This window comes from Mesorhizobium sp. WSM4989 (genome assembly GCF_029625795.1).
Classification (GTDB): domain Bacteria; phylum Pseudomonadota; class Alphaproteobacteria; order Rhizobiales; family Rhizobiaceae; genus Mesorhizobium.
Genome location: NZ_JARTVN010000002.1, coordinates 618,273 through 638,948 on the forward strand (window position 1 = coordinate 618,273; position 20,676 = coordinate 638,948).

Annotated in this window: 20 protein-coding genes; 9 read left to right on the forward strand and 11 right to left on the reverse strand. The window is 64.4% G+C overall.

Going from position 1 to position 20,676, the window contains the following annotated elements; all coding sequences use genetic code 11:
- Positions 1-2: 2 nt before the first annotated feature.
- Genes P9217_RS15655 through P9217_RS15665 form a run of 3 tightly spaced genes read right to left on the reverse strand, consistent with a single transcriptional unit; the run spans position 3 to position 4,806 of the window.
- Positions 3-2,819, reverse strand: coding sequence for a DUF4159 domain-containing protein (locus tag P9217_RS15655; RefSeq protein ID WP_278087219.1), 2,817 nt, complete (start codon positions 2,817-2,819; stop codon positions 3-5).
- Positions 2,816-3,802, reverse strand: coding sequence for a DUF58 domain-containing protein (locus P9217_RS15660; protein WP_067326514.1), 987 nt, complete (start codon positions 3,800-3,802; stop codon positions 2,816-2,818). Before P9217_RS15660 ends, P9217_RS15655 begins: the two co-directional genes overlap by 4 nt.
- Positions 3,802-4,806 (reverse strand): MoxR family ATPase, encoded by a 1,005-nt coding sequence (locus tag P9217_RS15665; protein WP_278087220.1) that lies wholly within the window; start codon positions 4,804-4,806, stop codon positions 3,802-3,804. Before P9217_RS15665 ends, P9217_RS15660 begins: the two co-directional genes overlap by 1 nt.
- 153 nt (positions 4,807-4,959) lie before the next feature.
- Between P9217_RS15665 and P9217_RS15670 the strand changes: the two genes are divergently transcribed.
- Genes P9217_RS15670 through P9217_RS15680 form a run of 3 tightly spaced genes read left to right on the forward strand, consistent with a single transcriptional unit; the run spans position 4,960 to position 7,486 of the window.
- Positions 4,960-5,589, forward strand: coding sequence for a DUF1285 domain-containing protein (locus tag P9217_RS15670; RefSeq protein ID WP_278087221.1), 630 nt, complete (start codon positions 4,960-4,962; stop codon positions 5,587-5,589).
- A complete protein-coding gene (locus tag P9217_RS15675; RefSeq protein ID WP_278087403.1) occupies positions 5,589-6,221 on the forward strand; it encodes a CoA pyrophosphatase in 633 nt (210 codons plus the stop codon). The genes P9217_RS15670 and P9217_RS15675 overlap by 1 nt, the downstream gene beginning before the upstream one ends.
- A complete protein-coding gene (locus P9217_RS15680) occupies positions 6,218-7,486 on the forward strand; it encodes a CCA tRNA nucleotidyltransferase (RefSeq protein ID WP_278087222.1) in 1,269 nt (422 codons plus the stop codon). Before P9217_RS15675 ends, P9217_RS15680 begins: the two co-directional genes overlap by 4 nt.
- 25 nt (positions 7,487-7,511) lie before the next feature.
- Here P9217_RS15680 and P9217_RS15685 read toward each other — a convergent pair whose 3' ends face one another.
- The 5 genes from P9217_RS15685 to hemF form a co-directional block, all read right to left on the reverse strand.
- Complete coding sequence (locus P9217_RS15685; RefSeq protein WP_095823279.1) at positions 7,512-8,492, reverse strand: S8/S53 family peptidase; 981 nt, start codon at positions 8,490-8,492, stop codon at positions 7,512-7,514.
- Positions 8,493-8,580: 88 nt separating this feature from the next.
- On the reverse strand, positions 8,581-9,159 hold the full coding sequence (locus tag P9217_RS15690; RefSeq protein WP_066994307.1) for a hypothetical protein: 579 nt from the start codon (positions 9,157-9,159) through the stop codon (positions 8,581-8,583).
- 267 nt (positions 9,160-9,426) lie between these two features.
- The gene (locus P9217_RS15695) at positions 9,427-9,612 is read right to left on the reverse strand and encodes a DUF1059 domain-containing protein (protein ID WP_066994310.1); all 186 of its coding nucleotides are present in this window, start codon (positions 9,610-9,612) and stop codon (positions 9,427-9,429) included.
- 314 nt (positions 9,613-9,926) lie between these two features.
- Positions 9,927-10,187 carry a DUF1344 domain-containing protein gene (locus tag P9217_RS15700; protein ID WP_066994313.1) on the reverse strand — a complete coding sequence of 87 codons (261 nt, stop codon included), beginning with the start codon at positions 10,185-10,187 and terminating at the stop codon, positions 9,927-9,929.
- Positions 10,188-10,429: 242 nt separating this feature from the next.
- Complete coding sequence (gene hemF / locus P9217_RS15705) at positions 10,430-11,344, reverse strand: oxygen-dependent coproporphyrinogen oxidase (RefSeq protein WP_278087223.1); 915 nt, start codon at positions 11,342-11,344, stop codon at positions 10,430-10,432.
- 118 nt (positions 11,345-11,462) lie between these two features.
- Here hemF and P9217_RS15710 point away from each other — a divergent pair, with 118 nt between their 5' ends.
- The gene (locus P9217_RS15710; protein ID WP_066994316.1) at positions 11,463-11,720 is read left to right on the forward strand and encodes a hypothetical protein; all 258 of its coding nucleotides are present in this window, start codon (positions 11,463-11,465) and stop codon (positions 11,718-11,720) included.
- Between the two features lie 7 nt (positions 11,721-11,727).
- On the opposite strand, the gene soxR is transcribed toward P9217_RS15710, so the two are convergent.
- Positions 11,728-12,171: a redox-sensitive transcriptional activator SoxR gene (gene soxR / locus P9217_RS15715; RefSeq protein WP_095801677.1), complete on the reverse strand. Its 444-nt coding sequence runs from the start codon at positions 12,169-12,171 to the stop codon at positions 11,728-11,730.
- A gap of 148 nt (positions 12,172-12,319) precedes the next feature.
- Positions 12,320-12,778, reverse strand: coding sequence for a tRNA (cytidine(34)-2'-O)-methyltransferase (locus tag P9217_RS15720; protein WP_127404040.1), 459 nt, complete (start codon positions 12,776-12,778; stop codon positions 12,320-12,322).
- Between the two features lie 482 nt (positions 12,779-13,260).
- On the opposite strand from P9217_RS15720, the gene P9217_RS15725 reads away from it, so the two are divergent.
- The 5 genes from P9217_RS15725 to P9217_RS15745 all read left to right on the forward strand — a co-directional run bounded on the left by P9217_RS15725 (position 13,261) and on the right by P9217_RS15745 (position 19,786).
- On the forward strand, positions 13,261-13,656 hold the full coding sequence (locus tag P9217_RS15725; RefSeq protein ID WP_095781273.1) for a hypothetical protein: 396 nt from the start codon (positions 13,261-13,263) through the stop codon (positions 13,654-13,656).
- A 25-nt stretch (positions 13,657-13,681) separates the two neighbouring features.
- Positions 13,682-15,562: an ABC transporter ATP-binding protein gene (locus P9217_RS15730; RefSeq protein ID WP_278087224.1), complete on the forward strand. Its 1,881-nt coding sequence runs from the start codon at positions 13,682-13,684 to the stop codon at positions 15,560-15,562.
- Between the two features lie 129 nt (positions 15,563-15,691).
- The gene (locus tag P9217_RS15735; protein WP_095801674.1) at positions 15,692-17,584 is read left to right on the forward strand and encodes an ABC transporter ATP-binding protein; all 1,893 of its coding nucleotides are present in this window, start codon (positions 15,692-15,694) and stop codon (positions 17,582-17,584) included.
- Positions 17,581-19,464, forward strand: a complete 1,884-nt coding sequence (locus tag P9217_RS15740) for an ABC transporter ATP-binding protein (protein WP_278087225.1) — start codon at positions 17,581-17,583, stop codon at positions 19,462-19,464. Before P9217_RS15735 ends, P9217_RS15740 begins: the two co-directional genes overlap by 4 nt.
- 10 nt (positions 19,465-19,474) lie before the next feature.
- Positions 19,475-19,786: a DUF6665 family protein gene (locus P9217_RS15745; protein ID WP_278087226.1), complete on the forward strand. Its 312-nt coding sequence runs from the start codon at positions 19,475-19,477 to the stop codon at positions 19,784-19,786.
- Here P9217_RS15745 and P9217_RS15750 read toward each other — a convergent pair.
- Positions 19,783-20,637 carry an alpha/beta hydrolase gene (locus tag P9217_RS15750; protein ID WP_278087227.1) on the reverse strand — a complete coding sequence of 285 codons (855 nt, stop codon included), beginning with the start codon at positions 20,635-20,637 and terminating at the stop codon, positions 19,783-19,785. The two genes, P9217_RS15745 and P9217_RS15750, sit on opposite strands and share 4 nt — an antisense overlap.
- Between the last annotated feature and the right edge of the window lie 39 nt (positions 20,638-20,676).

The following is a 20,676-nucleotide window of genomic DNA, read 5'->3' on the forward strand; positions in this document are numbered from 1 at the left end:
ATCTACTGTCCCAGCCGTTCGAGCAGGACGGGCACATGCACCTGGTCGGATTTGTAGTTGCCGGTCAGCATGTACATCATGATGTTGACGCCGGCGCGCAGCGCGTAGACGCGTTGCATCGGATCCGGCGGCACGGTCGGCAGCATCGGATCGCCGTTCTCGTCGACCGCCCAGGCGCCGGCGAAATCATTGCCGGTGATCATGATCGGGGAGACGCCGTCGCCGGTGCGCACGGGACGGTTCTCGGTATTGCTGGCATCGAGCGAGGCTTCGACCCAGAGCGGACTGCCGTTGAAGCGGCCGGGAAACTCGGGAAGGATGAAGAAGGACTTCGTCAGCACATGGTCCGAGGGCACCGGCTCCAGCGGCGGCACGTTCAGATTGCCGAGAATATCGCGCAGCCGCTCGGTGGCCGAGCTTGCCGAGCCGGCGCCGATGCCGTTGGAGAACTGGTCGCGCGTGTCGAAGAGAACCGTGCCGCCCTGCTGCATATAGGCGTCGATGCGGGCGATCGCGGCTTCGCTGGGCATCGGCGCGGTGGCGTCGATCGGCCAGTAGATCAGCGGATAGAAGGTCAGTTCGTCCTTGGAGATGTCGACGCCCGCCGGCGGGCCGGGTTCCAGCGCGGTCTTCTCGATCAGAAAGCGAGTGAGGCCTTCGAGGCCGGCGCGGCTGATTGAATCGACGCCGGGCTCGCCGGTGATGACATAGGCGATCCGAGTTTTCGAAATGTCCTCGATGGCCTGGGAATCGCCCGGCTTCGAATCATCGGCGCGGGCAAAGTCGGCGTGGCCGAAGAGCCCGCCGAACACGATCAGCAGGGCAGCGGCGGTCGCCGCGGCGCGGCGCGGCCGGCGCGAGAACAGCCCACCCATCCAGAACACGGCAAGCGTGTCGAGCACCATCAGCAAGAGGGCCAATGTGACCAGCGGGCCTTTCAGGTTCTCCGATTCGTCGAAGGCGTAAGCGATGGCCGTCACCGGCAGCGAGACCTGTGGCCGAGCAAGCGGCGTGAATGTGCTCGAGGCGTTGAGCAGGTTATGCGCGAAAACGCCGGTTTCCGAACCGTAGAGGCCGGGCGGGTTTTCCAGCGTCACCGGAAGCGGGCCGGCGGCGGGCACGAGCGGCCGCGCATCGGGTGTCGGCGGCACCAGCGCGCCGTCGGCGCCGATCATGCGATAGGGCGCCAGCGAAGCGGCGGCCGCCTCGGCATTGGCGACCGCGGCGCCCTGGTTGCGCGACAATTGCACTATGCGTCTCAGCATCTCGACGAAGCTGCCGGAGATCGGCAGGTTCGACCAGGTCGCCTCCGGTGTCACGTGGAAGAGCGCCAGCGTTCCCTTGTCCTTCTTCATGCCCGTGACCAGCGGCGTGCCGTCGGCAAGCGTCGCCCAGGTGCGCTCGACGATGTCGGGCGTCGGCTCGGCCAGCACCTGCCGGCTGACCGTCACCTCCGTCGGCGGCGCGAGATCGGCGAACGGGCCGTTCTTCGGGAATTCGGTGACCGGTTGCGGCGTCGTCCAGGAAAGCGCGCCGCCCAGCGCGCGCTCGCCGCTGCGCAGCCGGACCGGCAAGAGATCATCGTCGTTGCCGGCGGCAGCCAGCCTTGAACCGGCAAAACGCACCAGCGTGCCGCCATTGTTCACCCAGTCGACCAGCCGTTGCCGGACCTGCGCAGGGATGGTGCCGACATCGGCCATGATGATCATCGCCGGCTTCTGGTCGAGAAGCTGCGGAATGGCATCGGCCAGATCGGCGCTCGACGGCTCCACCAGATCGGCGAAAGGCTGCAGCGCGCGGCGAATGTAATAGAGCGGCGACAGCAGCGGCTGCGCCTGGTCTGCCTCGGCCTGCGAAAGCAGACCGACGCGGCGGCGCTTGGAGCTCTCGTCCAGCACACGAACGGCACCGGCCTGGTGCTCGCCATCGAGTGCTATCGAGGCGAAGTCGTTGCGCAATTCGAACGGCACCTTCATCGTTCCGGTGGCGGTGGTCTGACCCGGCGCGAAGGTCAGAGTCGCGTCGGCGATGCGGCGGCCCTTGTCGTCGAAGGCGCCCGCGGTGATCTGCGCCGGCGCCGGATCGCCCGGCGCGCGGATGGCGGTCAGCGTGAAGCCGTCGACCTGATTGTCGGCGCCGGTCAGGCCGGTGAGCGAGAGCCGGTCCGAGGTAGCCCAGACCAGCCTCGCGGCATTCCTTTCCAGGAGCGTCTTGAACGCTGCTTCGTCACCGGTGGCGGCAAGGCCATCGGCAAGCACGGCGACGCTGGCGCCGGGCAGGCGCTCCAAAGTGGCTGCGACGCGGGCATAGACGGCGGGGCGGTCGGTCGGGATCGGGCGCGGCTTTGCCGCGCGCAGGCGGTCGAGCGCGGCCGATGCATCGAAGGGGCCGATCTCGGCATTCGGCTTCTCGGCGGTAAAGGCGATGACGACCGGCACGCCGTTCGAGCCTGCATCGGCAATCAGCCGCTCGGCGGTGGCGACGCGCTTGCCCCAGTCGGCGGCGCTTGCCCAGTCATTGTCGATGACCAGCGCGAGCGCCGAGCCCTCGGCCGGCAGCTTTTCGCGCGGATTGAAGATCGGCTCGGCGAGCGCGGTGACGACAAGGGCGGCCATCAGCAGGCGAAGCAGCGTCAGCCACCAGGGGCTTTGATGCGGCGTCTCCTCGCGCCTCAGGACGCGGGCGAGGATCCTCAGCGGCGGAAAGACCTCAGTCCGCGGCCTGGGTGGCGTCAGCCTCAGCAGGTACCAGATCACCGGCAGGGCCAGCAGCCCCCACAGCACCATCGGCGCGCCGAAGGAAAGCGGCAGCCAACTCATGCGACCGCCTTTCCGGCATCACCGCCCGCGGTCAGCCCTGCATGACCGCCACCGGCGGTCAGCCCGGCATGACCCGAGGTCAGACCCGGACGGCTGCTGTCGGCGGTCATCGCCATGTGGACGCGCACGAGCGCCTCGGAGGCGAGGCGGTCGGTATGATTGACGGTAAAGCTCCAGCCGAGGCGCTTGCACCAGCCGGCCAGTTCCTGGCGGCGAGCGATATAGAGCAGGCGGTATTCGTCTTTAAGCGTTTCGGCGCGGCCGGCGGTCAGCTTGTCGCCGGTCTCGGGATCGGTGAATTCGGTGCGGCCGGCATAGGGGAAGGTCTCCTCGGCCGGGTCGGCGACCTCGATCAGATGCGCGCGCACGCCGTGACGGGCGAGCACGTCGAGCCAGGCCATGGTCTCCTCGACCGGATCGAGAAAGTCGCTGACGATGACGATGTCGCAGAAGCGGCGGATGGTGGAGAGATCGGGCTTCGCCGCCAGGTTGCCGGCATGGCTGAGCTGGGCCGCAATGCGTTCGGCGCCGTTGCGGGCGGTGAACGGGTCGGTGAGGCCCGGCCAGGCGATGCGCTCGCCGCTGCGCGACAGGAGCTCGGCCAACGCAAGCGCCAGCACCAGCGCGCGCGATTCCTTGGAAACGCCGGCTCCCGAGGATTTGTAGAGCATCGACGGGGAGGGGTCCGACCAGAGCCAGACGGTATGGGCCGCCTCCCACTCGCGGTCGCGCACATAGGTGTGGTCGTCGCGGGCCGAGCGGCGCCAGTCGATGCGCGAGGCATCGCCTTCGACATAGGGGCGGAACTGCCAGAAATTCTCGCCGATGCCGCGCTTGCGGCGGCCATGCCAGCCGGCGATCACCGTGTTGACGATGCGGCGCGCCTCGACCAGCAGATCCGGCACCAGAGAGGCCCGCAACCGGCCACGGGCGAGCGCGTCGCGCGTCGCAACCGGTGCCTGGACCTCGCCTATTCGACCCATCAGATGCCTTTTGCCAGTTTCGCCACCACGTCGCGCACGGATGTGCCTTCGGCGCGGGCGGCGAAGGTCAGCGCCATGCGATGCTGCAGCACCGGCTCGGCGAGGGCACGGATGTCGTCGACCGACGGCGCCAGCCTGCCATCATATAGAGCCCGTGCTCGGGCGCACAGGGTCAGCGCCTGGCTGGCGCGCGGACCAGGACCCCAGGCGACATGCTTGTCGGTGTCGGCAATCCCCTGACCGGGACGAGCCGAGCGCACCAGCTTGAGGATCGCTTCGACGACGCTTTCGGGCACCGGCATGCGGCGGATCAGCGTCTGAATCTCCCTCAGCCTGGCTGGCTGCAGCACATTGTCGGCCCTGGCCTCCTCGACGCCGGTGGTTTCGAGCAGGATGCGGCGTTCGGCCTCGATCTCCGGATAGAGGATGTCGACCTGCATCAGGAAACGATCGAGCTGCGCTTCCGGCAGCGGATAGGTGCCTTCCTGCTCCAGCGGGTTCTGCGTCGCCAGCACGTGGAAGGGCGAGGGCAGGTCGTGGCGAACGCCGGCAATGGTGACGTGATATTCCTGCATCGCCTGCAGCAGCGCCGACTGGGTGCGCGGCGAGGCACGGTTGATCTCGTCGGCCATCAAAAGCTGCGAAAAAATAGGCCCGCGGAGGAAGCGGAAGGATCGTTTGCCAAGCTCATCCTGCTCCATGACTTCGGAGCCGAGGATGTCGGACGGCATCAGGTCGGGCGTGAACTGGATGCGGCGGGAATCGAGGCCGAGCACGATGCCCAGTGTCTCGACCAGCTTGGTCTTGGCGAGGCCTGGCACGCCGACGAGGAGCGCATGCCCGCCGGCAAGCAGCGCAACCAGCGTGCGCTCGACAACGGCTTCCTGGCCGAAGATCACGCGGCCTACGGCGTCGCGGACCTTGGAGATGTCGGACAGCGCCTTCTCGGCCTGCTCGATCATCGCCTTGTCGCTCAACGGGCTTTCCTTGATCATCACGCTCATGCCGTTCGATCCTTGTGGTTGGAAATACCGGCTTGCATTCTCGATTCGCAGAATGCCGCGATTCGGCCTCGCCCGGCGCCTGCGATTGAACTTAAATCACAGGCTTGGGCTGACAAGGCTGACAATCCGGACAACAGTGACTATTTCGTGACCATGACGCATCGCACAGAATCCGGTGAAAAGGGCCTGACCAGCGCCACCGAGGCGCGCGGGCTGGAGGCGCTGATCTCGCGCGCGGCGCGCGCCGGCAAGGGGCCCGCTCCGGTGGAGCGCTGGAATCCGGACTTCTGCGGCGACCTCGATATGGAGATCAGGGCCGACGGCACCTGGTTCTACCTCGGCACGCCGATCGGGCGCATGCCGCTGGTGCAGCTCTTTTCCAGCGTGTTGCGCAAGGACGCCGACGGCAAGATCTACCTGGTGACGCCGGTGGAGCGCGTCCGCATCCGCGTCGCCGATGCGCCCTTCATCGCCGTCGAGATGAACGTGTCCGGGACCGGTGACGGCCAGATCATCACGTTCCGCACCAATGTCGGGGACGTGGTTGCCGCCGGGCCCGGCCATCCGCTGCGCTTCGTCGACGAGGACGCCACCGGCGGGCTCAAGCCCTATGTGCTGGTGCGCGGGCGGCTGGAAGCCTTGGTGGCGCGGCCGGTGATGTACGAATTGGTCGAGCATGGAGAGGTGATCGACGTCGGCGGCAGGGCAATGTTCGCCGTCCGCTCCGGCGGCGAAGTCTATCCGATCATGCCGGCCGAAAAGCTCGAGCGGCTAAGCGCGTGATGGACCAAGTGGCGCCGGTGCAGTTCTCGATCGCGGATTTTCGCGCCCGCGCAGCGGCCAAGGCCGAGGTCCAATCCGGCGACGAGTTCGGCGACCACCGCTTCAATCCAGGGCATCCCAGGCTGAAGCACATAGCACCGCTGCGCGACGCAGCGGTGCTGATCCCGGTCATCGATCACGCCGACGGCGCCACGGTGCTGCTCACCAAGCGGGCGGAGAAGCTGCGCAGCCATTCCGGCCAAGTCGCCTTTCCCGGCGGCACCATCGATCCGACCGATCCCAGTCCTGAGGCCACAGCGCTGCGGGAGACATTCGAGGAGATCGGCCTCGACCGCGATCACATCGAAATTGTCGGCCGCATGCCCGATTATGTCTCCGGCAGCGGCTACCGCATCGTGCCGGTGCTTTCGGTGGTGCGGCCGGGCTTTTCGCTGATGCTCAACGCCGACGAGGTCGACGCCGCCTTCGAGGTGCCGCTGCGCTTCCTGATGGACCCTGTCAACCACGCGCGCGACAGCCGCATGTGGAACGACCTCGAATGGTTCTTCTACGAGATGCCCTATGGCGGCCAGCGGATCTGGGGCGTCACCGCCGGCATCATCCGCACACTCTATGAAAGGCTCTATGCGTGAGCGCTGAGGTGTCTCTCTCGGGCAGGGCCGATTGGCTGGGCGAAAAGCATCTGCAGAAGCTGCTTGCCGCGCTGAAGGAGGGCGGCGAGGAGGCGCGGGTGGCCGGTGGAGCGGTCCGTAATGCGCTGATCGGCCAGCCGGTGGCCGACATTGACATTGCCACCACGACGGTGCCCGAGGACACGATCCGCCGCGCCCAGGCAGCCGGCTTCAAGACCGTGCCGACAGGGATCGAGCACGGCACGGTCACGGCAATCGCCGGCGGCAAGGCCTATGAGGTCACGACGCTCCGGGCCGACATCGAGACCGACGGTCGGCGGGCGAAAGTCATCTTCGGGCGCGACTGGAAGGCCGACGCCGCGCGGCGCGACTTCACCATCAATGCGCTTTATGCCGAAGCCGACGGCACCATCGTCGACCTTGTCGGCGGCGTCGCCGATATCGAGGTGCGGCGGCTGCGCTTCATCGGCGATCCGGAAGCGCGCATCCGCGAGGATTATCTGCGTATCCTGCGCTTCTTCCGCTTCTTCGCCTGGTATGGCGACGGCCGGCCGGACGCCGAGGGCTTGAAGGCCTGCGCCAGGCTGAAGGACGGGCTCGGCAGGCTGTCAGCCGAACGCGTGTGGTCCGAACTGAAGAAGCTGCTTTCGGCGCCCGACCCATCGCGTGCCCTGCTGTGGATGCGCCAGGCCGGTGTCCTCACCGCCGTGCTGCCGGAGAGCGAGAAATGGGGCATCGACGCCATCCACGGGCTGGTCAGGACCGAAAAGGATCTCGGCTGGGATGCCGATCCGCTGCTCAGGCTGGAGGCCGTCGTTCCGCCGGATGCCGCGCGCATGAAGACGCTTGCCGAAAGGCTGAGATTTTCGACCGACGAGGCGGCGCGCCTGCGGCACTGGGCACTGACGGTTCCGACTGAACCCAAGACGACCGAGACGGAATTGTCGAAAAAGCTCTATTTCGGCGACCGCGAAGGCTTCGTCGATCGGCTGCGGCTCGCGCTCGCCGCCGCGCGGACACGGGCCATCGAGGACGATCAGGCGATGATGGAAGCCGGCGGTTTCTCGCGCCTGCTCGGCTTCGCCTTGAAATGGCAAAAGCCGAGCTTTCCGATCAAGGGGGCCGACCTGACCGAACTCGGCGCCGCGCCCGGCCCGAAGCTTGGCGCCACGCTGAAGAATCTCGAAAGGGAATGGGTGGATTCAGCATTCGCCATGGATCGCGGCGCGCTGCTCAAACGCGCCGCGCAGGCACTCGAGGCTTAGATGAGTCCCTAAATCGTGGCGTCGCTCAGCGTATCGCCACCGGGGCCAGGGCGCGCGAAAGGCTTGCCTCGCCCTTGCCGTAGACTGAGGGGTTGTAGTTGACCAGCGTGTCGGTGCGAGCCGTGTTGAGCAGGTCGTTGGTGATCTGAACCGGGGTCGCCTTGGTGAATTTGCTGCCGATGATTGCGGCATATCCGGAGATGATAGGCGCTGCGAACGATGTGCCGTAAAGGCCGGTCTTGTCGCCTTCGACGCCGACCACCAGGAAATGGCTCTGCACGGTCGGGTCGGAGCCGGCGTAATTGGAATACCAGGCAAGCTGAGCCTTGTTTGACGCCGTGCCGTTTGTGGACAGCGCGCCAACAAAGATCGCCGTCGGTTTGCCGATCAGAGCGAGATCGAGATAATCCTGCTGTCCGCTGGTGACGCCGCCGACCGCAACCGAATCGTTGCCAGCCGCTTTCGAGACGATGGCCGATCCCTTGCTGGCGTAGGAGATGATCGATTGCTCCTCCGGGGCCCAGCGGATCTGGTTCACGCTGTAACCCGCGTTCGCGTACATGCCGTAGCTGAGGTTGAGAACGTTGCGGCCACTTGCCAGCGGGACGGCCGAACCCGTCGAGAAGTCCTTGGAGCGGATGGTCGCCGCAGGAGCGATCATGCTTGCTTCCTCGCGCGTCCACTCTCCGTGCCGCTGATATTGCGTGCCGATGCCAAAATTGCCGGAGAAGCGCGATGAACTGCTGAAGTCGTCGACGATGGTGATGGTGACGCCCTTGCCCTTATAGCCAGCCGCCCACGCGGCGCCGACATCGGGACTCATCCAGCTCTGCACCGCTTGTGTCGTTCGCGCAACCGGTATCTTTGCGCTTACGCATATGGACCCGCCGCCGTGGCACAGCGCGGCCGCTTGGTCCGCGTCGAGAGCTTCCTGCGCCGACGCCAGGCATGCCGGCAGAATGGTCAGTGCCGCGGCAATGCCGAGCTTCCAGAAATTACCAGACATGGTCTTACTCCCGGTCAAAGCAGGAACGAGGACGGACGATCGCGAAGTTCGGGATCAGGAAGATTTCTCATGCGCGGCATCCCGGCGATCAGAAAGTAACACGGTAGTTGAGCCACAGGCGCAGCCTTTCGGGCGTAGCGTTAACCAGATATTTCAGCGTGTCCTCAGGCGCCGTCTCCCCGGCCGCAAGCCGGCAGTTGACGCTGTAGGTGCCCAGATCCCCGTAGTCGGCCACGCATGGCTTTTCGCTCAGGTTGCCGCCGAAGGTCGAGGTAACCGAAAGGGAGAGAGTGCTGTTGAGGCTCGGATGGGTCTGGGTGAGAAAACCGAGCTTGAGGCTCGGCGCGATGCGGTACTTCTCGGCTTGTTCCCCGGTTCCCACTCCCCACAGAAAGCCGCTGTCTTCGGTAAGTTGCGTGATGAAGTCGACGTGCATGTCGACCCAATCGCTGTGGTACCAACGATTGAATGAGACCCAGCTCCCGTCCTGCAGCTCATAGCCGCCATTGCCGAGAGCTCTGGCGCGGTCGCTGAGCCATGACCCCTGGTGGATGTTCACGAGCGACGTGGTCATTTCCTGGGCCATCGACGGCGAGGCGCCAACGACTAGGCACAGCAACAGTGCGGCTGCGCCGAAACCGTCTCGTTTGTTGGATCTTTCGCGCATGCGCGAAGCACCTCGCCCCACCGGATCCAGACGCGCCTTGTGGCGGACGGCTCCTCGGGCAGCCGCGGTCGCCGGATCATGCGCGACGATCGCATGGAGACCGTTACCGCGGGGTTATCCAAGCCGGTACGAATATAAGTTTTTGCTTGAATTCGGCGAAGCCAGGCCGTTGCCAGCGATCAGACGCAAACGAAGCGAGATGCGCCGGATGCTGCATCCAACTCGCCGGCTTTGCCAATGGTCGTCCGAAAACGGTGACCCGATGCCTCAGGCCGCGTCGCGGACCTTTTGGATGCGCGAGCGGATCGCCTCGATCATGGTCTCGCGGATGGTGGTTTCGCCATGGGTTTCACGCATGTGCTCGACGGCGCGGCGCATGACCTCGGCTTCCTCCTCGGCGCGCGTGTGCCAATCGCAGCCCGGGACGAGTGTCCCGCATTGGAACTCCTTCATGGTTTTTCCTTTCCTAGGTCCGGAGCCCTGATTCCGCTCCTTGTTGTCATGCAATTCCGCATGGAAAGCCGCATCGCATTTTCCTGAAATTGCCCCGGTGGAAAACCATAACACATGTCGCCGGCTTCGGTTGCATTGGAGCCGGTGGCGAATTGTTTTTTCACGGTCTCCGCGCGAATCAAAGGCGGAGCATTGCTGCTCCGCCCGTTGCCACCTGGTTTCCGTGAAACGATGAACCGCACTGTCTTTTTGTTTTGACGCAATTCCGGCGGAAACCGCTTCAACGTTTCTGCAAATGCTGGCCGTGCAGGCCGTCACTTCATGATCTTGACAGCCTCGGCAATCTTGTTCTTGCCGCTCATGTCCCAGGAAACGCGAACCTTCTCGCCCGGCTTGATGCCCGGATCCTTGAAGGCCTTGGACAGCGTGAAGGTCGATCCGTTGTCCAGAACAAGGCTCATGGCCGTTCCATCAAAGCTCTTCACTGTTCCCGTGGTGTGCTTGACCGCGGCGAACGCGGCGCCACCGGAGGCGAGAAAGGCGGCGGTTGCCGCCGTCACAATAAGCTTGCGCATAGGATGTTCTCCTGGGATGCGGGCACCATTGGGAAGGCACTCCGCTCGATCAGGGCCGTCCGGACGCGTCGGGTCGCGGCTCGTAGCAGTGACGAGCCGCCGGCGCTTCCCGACCCGGCACGTTAAATAGATCAATTTTTTCAAAAGGATATTAGACGAAAAAGAAATCGCCCCTGCCACATTGCCGGTCAAAATTCGGCGAATGGGACAGCAATGCGGCTGTCCTTCCGCTCACCGGATTTTTACGGCCACTTTACCTCGGGCGGCAGGCTGGAAAGGATCGAGGCGACATTGCCGCCGGTTTTCAGGCCGAAGATGGTGCCGCGATCGTGAAGCAAGTTGAATTCGACGTAACGGCCGCGCCGGACGAGCTGTTCCTCGCGGTCGCCGTCGGTCCAGTTCTGGTTGAAATTGCCCCGCACCAGATGGGAATAGACGACGAGGAAAGAGCGGCCGACATCCTGGACGAAATTGAAATCGGCGTCCCAGCCGCCCTTGCCCTCATCGGAATGCAGCCAGTCGAAAAAGATGCCGCCGACTCCGCGCGCCTCGTTGCGATGCGGCAGGAAGAAGTACTCGTCGCACCACGCCTTGAATTTCGGGTAGTCGGCCACCCCGGCGTTCTTCTCGCAGGCGAACTGCATGGCGCGGTGGAAGGCGATCGTGTCGGGATCGTCCTGGGTACGGCGGCGGTCGAGCACCGGCGTCAGGTCGGCGCCGCCGCCAAACCAGTGGCGGGTGGTCACGACCATGCGCGTGTTCATATGCACGGCCGGAACGTTGGGGTTCCAGGGGTGCGCGATCAGCGAAACGCCGCTCGCCCAGAAGCGCGGATCCTCGTCGGCGCCCGGGATCTGCTTGCGGAATTCGGGAGAGAATTCGCCGTGGACGGTCGAGGTATGCACGCCGACCTTCTCGAAGACGCGCCCGTGCATCATCGACATGGTGCCGCCGCCACCTTTGCCCTCGTCGCGCTCCCAAGGCGTCCTCTCGAAATGCCCAGGCGACCATGCCGATTGCGGTCCAGTGAGTTCCTGCTCGATCTGCTCGAAGGCGGCGCAGATGCGCTCGCGCAGCGCTTCGAACCAGAGGCGGGCCTTCATCTTCTTCTGCTCGATGTCGTCAGGCAGGCCCACCGCAATGTCGGGTCGTTCCAATTCCGTCTCCAGTCCAGGCTGCTTGCCCGACAAATGACTCGTTTTTTCTGCGCGCGATCCCTAATCTCTTAAGGGCAAGGGTCAAGTCCTGTCTGACCAAGGTGCAAGGAGTTTGCTCGTGCGCACCCCGGCAAGACCGCCGCTGGATGGCTTGAAGAAGAGGCTGGAGCGCTCACGGGCCGAGCGCGAAAGAGAGCCGCGCGACGGATTTTTGCGCGAGACTTTCGTGCTGCCGCGGCCGGCCGCGCGCCTCAAGGCCAAGGAATGGTTCGAGCGCTTTCCCAAGCAGGCCTATTGGACCGAGATCGAAAGCTGGTTCGAGCGCCCGGGCGACGTCATCGAATTCACCATGCGACGGCTGCCGGCGGCAGATTGAAAAATCCTCAGGGCACCAGTAGCCGTCTCGCTCCAGTTCCCTCTCTGGCCAGTCGGTCCTCCTTGTTCCGAAGCGGGCATTTGTCGATCGACATGCAACCGCAGCCGATGCAGTCGGTCAGGCCGTCGCGCAGCTTCTTCAATTGGGCGATCTTATGATCGAGGCCGTCGCGCCAAGCCGTTGAAAGCAGATTCCAATCCTCGCGCGTCGGGGTGCGGCCCTCGGGCAGGGATTGGAATGCCGCGGCGATTTCGGCGAGCGAGATGCCGACCTCCTGGGCGACGCGGATGATCGCCACCCGTCGCAGCACGTCGCGGCCGTAGCGCCGTTGGTTACCCGCGGTGCGATGGCTGCGGATCAGCCCGCGCGCTTCGTAAAAATGGAGCGCCGAGACCGCGACGCCACTGCGCATCGCCACCTGACCGACCGTCAATTCCTTCACCGGAGCCATCTCGCACTTTCCGCTTGACCTCAAGTTAGGTTGAGCTTGTAGCGAGGAAAGCCTGACAAGGCAAATTGAGGAGAAGGCGATGTGCGCCTGGGTGAGACTGACGCCGCAAGTGGGAGGCGTTCGCGACGACGAGCAGGGCTTGGGCAGCCTATCCGAGCTGGCGGACCGCTTCGCCCGCGACCATCGCGACGGACAGTGCGACATTGATGCTGCGGGCGCCCGGCCGCATCGGAATGGTCAGTCGCGCATCCGCTGCCTGATGAACCTCTTCCGGCACGCCGGCGGATTCGCGGCCGAACAGAAGCACGTCGCCGGCGGCGAAAGCAAACTGCGTGTAGGCGGTCTCGGCCTTGGTGGTGAGCAGCACAAGGCGCCGCGCGTTCGTTCGGCGCCATTCCTCGAAGGCGTGCCAGTCGGCATGGCGGGTAAGCGCCGCCATTTCGAGATAGTCCATGCCGGCGCGTTTCAGCGCCCGATCGGAGAGCGGGAAACCGGCCGGCTCGATGATGTCGACGCCAAGATCAAGGCAGGCGGCGAAGCGCAGGATCGTCCCGGTATTGCCGGCGATATCCGGTTGGTAGAGCCCGATGCGGAGACGGTCGTTCATTTCCGCATCCTTCTAATAAGTGGCAGAACGGCCACAGGCGGCTCCGGCTTTTGGCGATTTCTAGACTGGCGGGTGGCCATTTTCTGCGAAGTCGAGTATACGCCCATCATCGTCAACCCGAACCGAAGGAGAGGGACCACATGATGACCATGCACTTCCAGCCCTTCTCCGGGCAGCTCCTCTTTGGGGCCCACGTATGCCCAACGGCGGTTTCGGTACGACGATTCTTCTGACACTTTAAGACCTCATCGCACCGATTCCCGCCGAACCCAGTTTTCGGCCTTCGAAGGAATCTTGCGATGTTTCTCAAACTGCCAAAGCGGCGCCGCGCCCCGCCTGAACGTGTCGACACCGACGCTGGCCGTCATGTCGGGACTGACGCTTGCCGTCATGTCCTGACTGCGTCGCGTCCCTCCGGCCGAATGCCGGAGGTCGAGCTCGCATCACCCTTTTTAACGCATTTGCACATGGAGGACGGACCGATGTTCGATCCCTTTAAAATACCGGGTTCAAGAAGCTTGCATGAGCGCAAGGTGGCGACCTGGGCGCTGCTGATCGGCGAGACTTACTCGTCGGCGGTGCACGCCGAGACGCGCCGGCGTCCGCATCGCGGCATGCTGCCGGACGTCGACTTCTCGCGCGCGGTGCCCGATCCCGGTCGACCCTCGCTGGTGCGCCGGATCATCCGCATGGTCCGACCGGGCAAAACCAGGGCTGGCGACAGCTTGTCGTCAGGATCCTCTGGCAAGCCTGTCGGCGAAAAGCCCGCGACACCCTATATTGCGCGAAGCAGGGCCGGCGATACGGACAATTCCGTATCGCCGGCCCGCGGCGCCGTGCGGCCGAACGGCCTTACCAATCAACCCCGAGCCGCGTGAGCGCACAAATCGTCGAGTGCCTCGAATGTTCCGCTGGTTTGAGAAGAGGCTCGATCCGTTTCCCGCCGCGGAGCCGGTCGAGCCGCCGAAGACGCTGGTCGCCTTCTGCGTGCATTACACGCGCGGGGCCTGGCCCTATATCCTCGTCGATGCCGTGCTTGTGGCAGCGATAGCCCTTGCCGAAGCGTGGATGTTCGGTTTCATGGGCCGCATCGTCGACTGGCTGTCGGCGCAGAACCGCGAAACCTTCCTTGAGACGGAGCGCTGGAAACTCGCCGGCATGGCCTTCATCGTGCTGTTCGCGCTGCCGGGCACGGTATGGCTGCATTCGCTGCTCAACCAGCAGACGCTGATGGGCAATTATCCCATGCGCATCCGCTGGCAGGTGCATCGCTACCTGCTCAAGCAGTCGATGGCCTTCTACCAGGACGAGTTTGCCGGCCGTATCGCCACCAAGCTGATGCAGACCGCTCTTGCCGTGCGCGAATGCGTCATCAAGCTGATCGATGTCCTAAACTATGTCGTCGTCTACTTCCTCAGCATGCTGTTCATCGTCGGCTCGGCAGACTTGCGACTGGCTGTGCCCTTGGGTGTATGGCTGGTCGGCTATATCGGGCTCTTGCGCTTTTTCATCCCGAAGCTCGGCAAGGTCGGCGAGGAGCAGGCCAATGCGCGCTCGACCATGACCGGCCGCGTCGTCGACAGCTACACCAACATCCAGACGGTGAAGCTGTTTTCGCATGCCCGCCGCGAGGCAACTTTCGCCAGGGAGGGCATGGCGAGCTTCCTCGATACGGTCTACCGCTCGATGCGGCTGGTGACGCAGTTATACGGGATGCTCTACATCCTGAATTCGCTGCTTCTGTTTTCCGTGACGGCGATCTCGCTGTGGCTATGGCTGGGCGAGGCGGTGACGATCGGCGCAGTCGCCGTGGTTATCGGCCTGGTGCTCAGGATGTGGGGCATGTCGCAGTGGATCATGTGGGAGATGTCGAGCCTGTTCGAGAATATCGGCACGGTGCAAGACGGCATCCAGTCGATCTCGCTGCCGCGGCTGGTCGAGGACCGCCCGGGCGCCAGCGACATCGCCGTCAGTCAGGGCGAGATCCGTTTCGAGGAGATCCGCTTCCACTACGGCAAGCAGAAGGGCGTCATCGAGAACCTGTCGCTCACTGCGAAACCCGGCGAGAAGGTCGGCATCGTCGGCCGCTCCGGCGCCGGCAAGTCGACGCTGGTCAACCTTTTGCTGCGTTTTTACGACCTGGAAAGCGGCAGGATCCTCATCGATGGCCAGGAGATCGCCGGGGTAACGCAGGATTCGTTGCGCGCGCAGATCGGCATGGTGACGCAGGACACCTCGCTGCTGCATCGGTCGGTGCGGGAGAATATCCTCTACGGGCGCCCTGACGCCACCGACGAGATGCTGATCGAGGCGGCCCGGCGGGCGGAGGCGCTCGATTTCATCGGCGCGCTTTCGGACCATAACGGCCGCAAGGGATTCGATGCACATGTCGGCGACCGCGGCGTCAAATTGTCCGGCGGTCAGCGGCAGCGCATCGCCATTGCCCGCGTCATGCTGAAGGACGCACCGATCCTCATCCTCGACGAGGCGACGTCGGCGCTCGATTCGGAAGCCGAGGCGGCGATCCAGGAGAACCTCTACAAGCTGATGCAAGGCAAGACCGTGATCGCCATCGCGCATCGGCTGTCGACCATCGCTGCGATGGACAGGCTCGTCGTCATGGACAAGGGGCGCATCATCGAGGAAGGCTCGCACGAAGAGCTTGTCACCAAGGGCGGCCTTTATGCCCAGCTCTGGCAGCGCCAGTCGGGTGGGTTCCTCCTCGATGATGCGCCGGCTGAGTCCGATGCCAAAGGGTCTCACTCCGAGATGGCGGCGGAGTAACGCGATCGCGATTGGCATCAAGGTTACGGCAATTGCGGGGAATCGCTCCCGGGCGTAACCACGACCTGTCAGAGGCCCGCCGGCGACCAAATCGGGTGCCGGCGGGGTTCCGGCATCTACGAGAGAAAAATGTTCGACCGCATCTTCACCTGGTTCGAAAGCCATTATTCGCCGGTGGCGCTGGCCGAAGACAGGCAGCCGCCAATGGGACTTTGGCGGTTCTACTGGTATTTCATAAGGCAGTTTCGCGCCGCCTATTGGCTGCGCATGATCATCGTTGCCGTCGCGGCAATAGTGGACGCGATGCTGCCGATTTTCGTCGGCCTGATCGTGGGCCTGCTCTCCAACACCAGGCCGGGCGATTTCTTCGTCGCGCATGGGCCGCTGCTCGTCATCATGGCGATCATCGTGCTGCTGCGTCCGCTGTCCATGGTTATCGACGCGCTCATCCGGAACCACGCCATCGCACCGAACCTCATCGACCTCATCCGCTGGCAAAGCCATTGGCATGTCGTGCGTCAGGACTGGTCATTCTTCCAGAACGACTTCGCCGGCCGCATCGGAACGAAGGTCATGCAAAGCGGCGACTCGGTGGAGATGAGCGTCAATCTCACCGTCGATGCCGTCTGGTACGCGCTGGTCTTCGTCGCGGTCGCCATCGTTGTGCTGGCGCGGCTCGACCCGCTTCTTCTGGCTGTGGTGGCGGCCTGGCTGGTGTTCTATTGCATGATCTTCTGGTTTGCGATGCCGAGGATCACCCAGCGCTCGTCCCAACTGTCGGAGCGGTGGTCGCAGGTGAGCGGCCGCATGGTCGACAGCTACACGAACATCCTGACGCTCAAGACATTCTCGACCGGCGAGCACGAAGACAAATATGTCTCGCAAGCCGTCGTCGAGCACGCCGACACGTTTTATCAGCTGATGCGCGTTTTCACACTGATGTGGTCGGCCCTGTTCGTCCTCAACGCTGCGCTGCTTATCGCCATAAGCTGGCTGGCGCTGGCCGGCTGGAACGCCGGCGCCATGACCACGGCGGCCGTGGCGACGGCGATACCGTTCGCGCTGCAGATCGCCAACATTTCCGGCAGGATTCTCGATGTCGGCGCCAACGTCTTCCGGCAGATCGGCGTCGCCAGCAATTCGATGACGACGATCGCGCGCCCCATCACCATGCAGGACCAGCAGGACGCGCCGGCCCTCGTGGTCAAAGCCGGCGGCATCGAGTTCGAGCAGGTGAACTTCAACTATTGGCGCAAGGACGGCAAAGGCGGCGTCATCGACAATCTGTCGCTGAAGATCGCGCCGGGCGAGCGGGTCGGCCTGATCGGCCGTTCCGGGGCCGGCAAGTCGACACTGGTCAATCTCGTGCTGCGGCTGTTCGACGTGCAGGACGGCAAGGTGCTGATCGACGGACAGGACATCCGCAACGTCTCGCAGGAAAGCGTTCGCGCGGCGATCGGCTTCGTCAATCAGGATACGTCGCTCCTGCATCGATCCGTTCGCGAGAACCTCAAATATGGACGACAGTCCGCCAGCGATGAGGCGATGTTCAGCGCCGCCAAGGCCGCGCAGATCGACGATGTGATCGCGGGGCTGACCGATCCGCATGGGCAAAGCGGCTATGAGGCGCTCGTCGGCGAGCGCGGCGTGAAGCTGTCCGGCGGCCAGCGGCAACGCATCGCCATTGCCCGCGTTATGCTGAAGGACGCGCCGATCCTCATTCTCGACGAAGCTACGTCTGCGCTCGATTCCGAGGTGGAGGCCGCTATCCAGGAGAACCTCTACAAGCTCATGCAGGGCAAGACGGTCATCGCCATCGCCCACCGTCTGTCGACCATCGCGGCAATGGATCGGCTCGTCGTCATGGACAAGGGGCGCATCGTCGAGGACGGCTCGCATGAGGCGTTGATCGCCAAGGGCGGGCTCTATGCCCAGCTCTGGCGGCGCCAGTCGGGCGGCTTCCTGCTCGAGGAAAAGCAGGCGGCCGACGATCTGCCGACGAAAGGTGAAGCCGCGGAATGATGAAGGCCGTCTATCGCTGGTTCGAAAGCTGGGTCTACCCGTTCCGCGAGCCGGCGAATCTTCGTCCGCGTGCCAGCGTCGGCGGCTTCCTCTGGCACTATGTCGGGCAAGCGAAGCTCGCTTTCTTCGCCATGCTGATCATCGGCGGCATCGCGCCGCTGGTCGAGGCCGGGCTGTTCTATTTCGTCGGACGGCTGGTCGATATCCTCGACCAGCTTCCCGGCGAACGCAGCTGGCACGCGCTGTGGGGGGCCGCTGGGCCAGAGCTGCTGTTCATGGGCGCGGTGGTGCTGATCATCCGCACGCTGGTGGTCGGCCTTTCGGCGCTGGTCGACGAGCAGACGATCACGCCGGGCTTCTACAGCCTGGTGCGCTGGCAGGCGCATCGGCATGTCTCGCGCCAGTCCTACGCCTTCTTCCAAAACGACTTCGCCGGGCGTATCGCCACCAAGGTCTGGCAGGCGGGGCAGGCCACGGGCGACCTCATGGAAAGCTTCATCGAGGTCGTCTGGTTCATGATCGTCTACACGGTGACGACGCTGGCGCTGGTCGCCGGCCTCGACCTCAGGCTGGCGGCGCTGGTGGTGATCTGGATCGTCGCCTTCGGCTGGCTGGCCAGGCTCCATTTGCCGGCAATCCGCAAGCATGCCGAGGCGACCGCCGAGGCCGGCTCGATGATCACCGGCCGCTTCGTCGATTCCTATTCCAATGTGCAGACGCTGAAGCTGTTCGCGGCCGACGGCGACGACCGCTACATCCGCAACGGCTTCGACATCTATCTCGATGCGCTGCGGCCCTTCACGCGGCGGCTGACCGGCGTGCGCGTGGCGCTGACGACGCTTTCCGGCATCATGATCACGGCGATCGCCGCCTTTGCAGTCTATCTGTGGGTGGAAGGCTCGATCACCGTCGGCGCCGTCGCCTTCACGCTCTCGCTTGTGCTGAGGCTCAACATGCTGCTGGGACGGCTGATGATGCAGCTCAACAGTATCCTCAGGAATCTCGGCGTGCTGGAAAATTCCAAGGCGCTGATCTCGCAGCCGCTCGGCCTGACCGACGCCCCGGATGCCAAGGAGCTGGTGGTTGCGGGTGGCCGCATCGACCTCAAGAACGTCACCTTCCACTACGGGAAAGGGGCAGGGGTCCTCGAAGGCATCGACCTCGTCGTGCGTCCAGGCGAGAAGGTCGGGCTGGTCGGTCCGTCCGGCGCCGGCAAGACGACGCTGGCCAATCTCATCCTGCGCCTTTACGACCTCGAGGGCGGCAGGATCCTGATCGACGGCCAGGATATCGCCGGCGTGACGCAGAATTCGCTGCGCGCCAATATCGGCGTGGTCAGCCAGGACACGGCGCTGTTCCACCGCTCGCTGCGCGACAACATCAAGCTCGGCATGCCGGACGCTACCGACGCTGAGGTGATCGCCGCGGCGCGCAAAGCCGAGGCGCATGACTTCATCATGGGGCTGCGCGACAATCGCGAGCGCCTTGGCTACGAAGCCTATGTCGGCGAGCGCGGCGTCAAGCTCTCCGGCGGCCAGCGTCAGCGCGTGGCGATCGCCCGCCTCTTCCTCAAGGATGCGCCGATCCTCATCCTTGACGAGGCGACCTCGGCACTCGATTCCGACATCGAGGCGGCGATCCAGGAAAACCTGGCAAGGCTGATGGAGAACAAGACCGTCATCGCCATCGCCCACCGGCTTTCCACCATCGCAGCGCTCGACCGGCTGGTCGTGCTCGACGGCGGCCGCATCGTCGAAGAAGGCACGCATGATGAGCTGGTGGCGCTGGACGGTCTTTATGCGCGGCTCTGGAAACGGCAGTCCGGCGGCTTCCTCTTCAATGAGGAAAGCGCGCTGGAAGAGACGCGCCCGGCGGAGTAGAAACGCAGCCATGTCGATCAGAATGCCCAGCAATTTCGGACGGTCAGGCGCGCAGGAGAGCGCTCTCGATCTGCTCGGCCACGAAATACTCGCCGAGAAGGCCGCCGCCCTCGGTCGCGCCGGCCAGCGCGTCGAAGAGGCCTTGGCGAAGCTGCGCGAAAATGGGGAAGGCGGGGACCGCAACCGGCTGCTGAAAGAAGCGGCAGAAGCCGTCCACGCCTATTTCATCCAGCGCGAACTCTGCGGGCTGCGCAAGCATGACGCCGTGATCCGCGAATACGACATCCCGCGGGCGGTGCTGGCCAGGCTCGGCGCCAGCTAAGCGCTGACTTCCTTCCGAAAGCGCGCCAGGCGCAAGGCGAGCGCTCCGGGATTCTCATCGGCGACGAAGTGCCCGCTATCGGGGATGATGTCGCCCTCGACATTGGAGAGGCCGGCGGCCTTCAAGCCATTGAGGTAATCGGTGATCTCGCCGGTCTCGGCAGCGCCCCTGAGGCAGAGCACCGGCGTATCGATCGGGCTTGCCGGCGGAACGGCATTGGCCTTGGCGTCCTCGGAAAAGGCGCGGTACCAGTCGAAGCCCGCCTTGAGGCTTTCCGGCCGCGAATAGGCCTTGGCGTAGATGTCTCTTGCTTCGGCCGGGATGGCGGATTTCTCGTTCGAAAGGGTGTCGAAGAAGAAGTCGAAATAGGCGCGCTCGTGACCCCCAACCAGCAGTTCCGGGAGAGCAGGAACCGCGTGAAAGGCGAAATGCCAGAGGTTTGGATTGCGGATGACCTTGTCCCACGGCGCCACGCCCGGAACGACAACATCCATGATCGCAGCGGCGGAGAGGATTTCCGGATGGTTGCGCAAAAGCGCGAAGACGATCTGGCCGCCGACATCATGGCCGGCCACCATGACCTGTCGCAGGCCGCAGGCGTCAATCAAGGCCGCTATCACCCTGGCCAGATGGGCTTTCTCACCGGTTTTGCGCGTGCCTTGCGAGCCGCCTATACCCGGCAGGTCCGGCGCGATCACGCGCTGATCGGTGGCCAGCCGACCGATCACGTTCTCGAAGGCATGGGAACTTTGAGGCCAGCCGTGGAGCAGCACGAGGCCGGGCGCATCCCGTGGCCCGGCTTCGCGGATCGCAATGGTCAGTCCTTCAACCTCGATGCTGGAAGTTTCCATCCGCCCGGCCTTCACCTGTCCGATCGCTCCGACCGACAG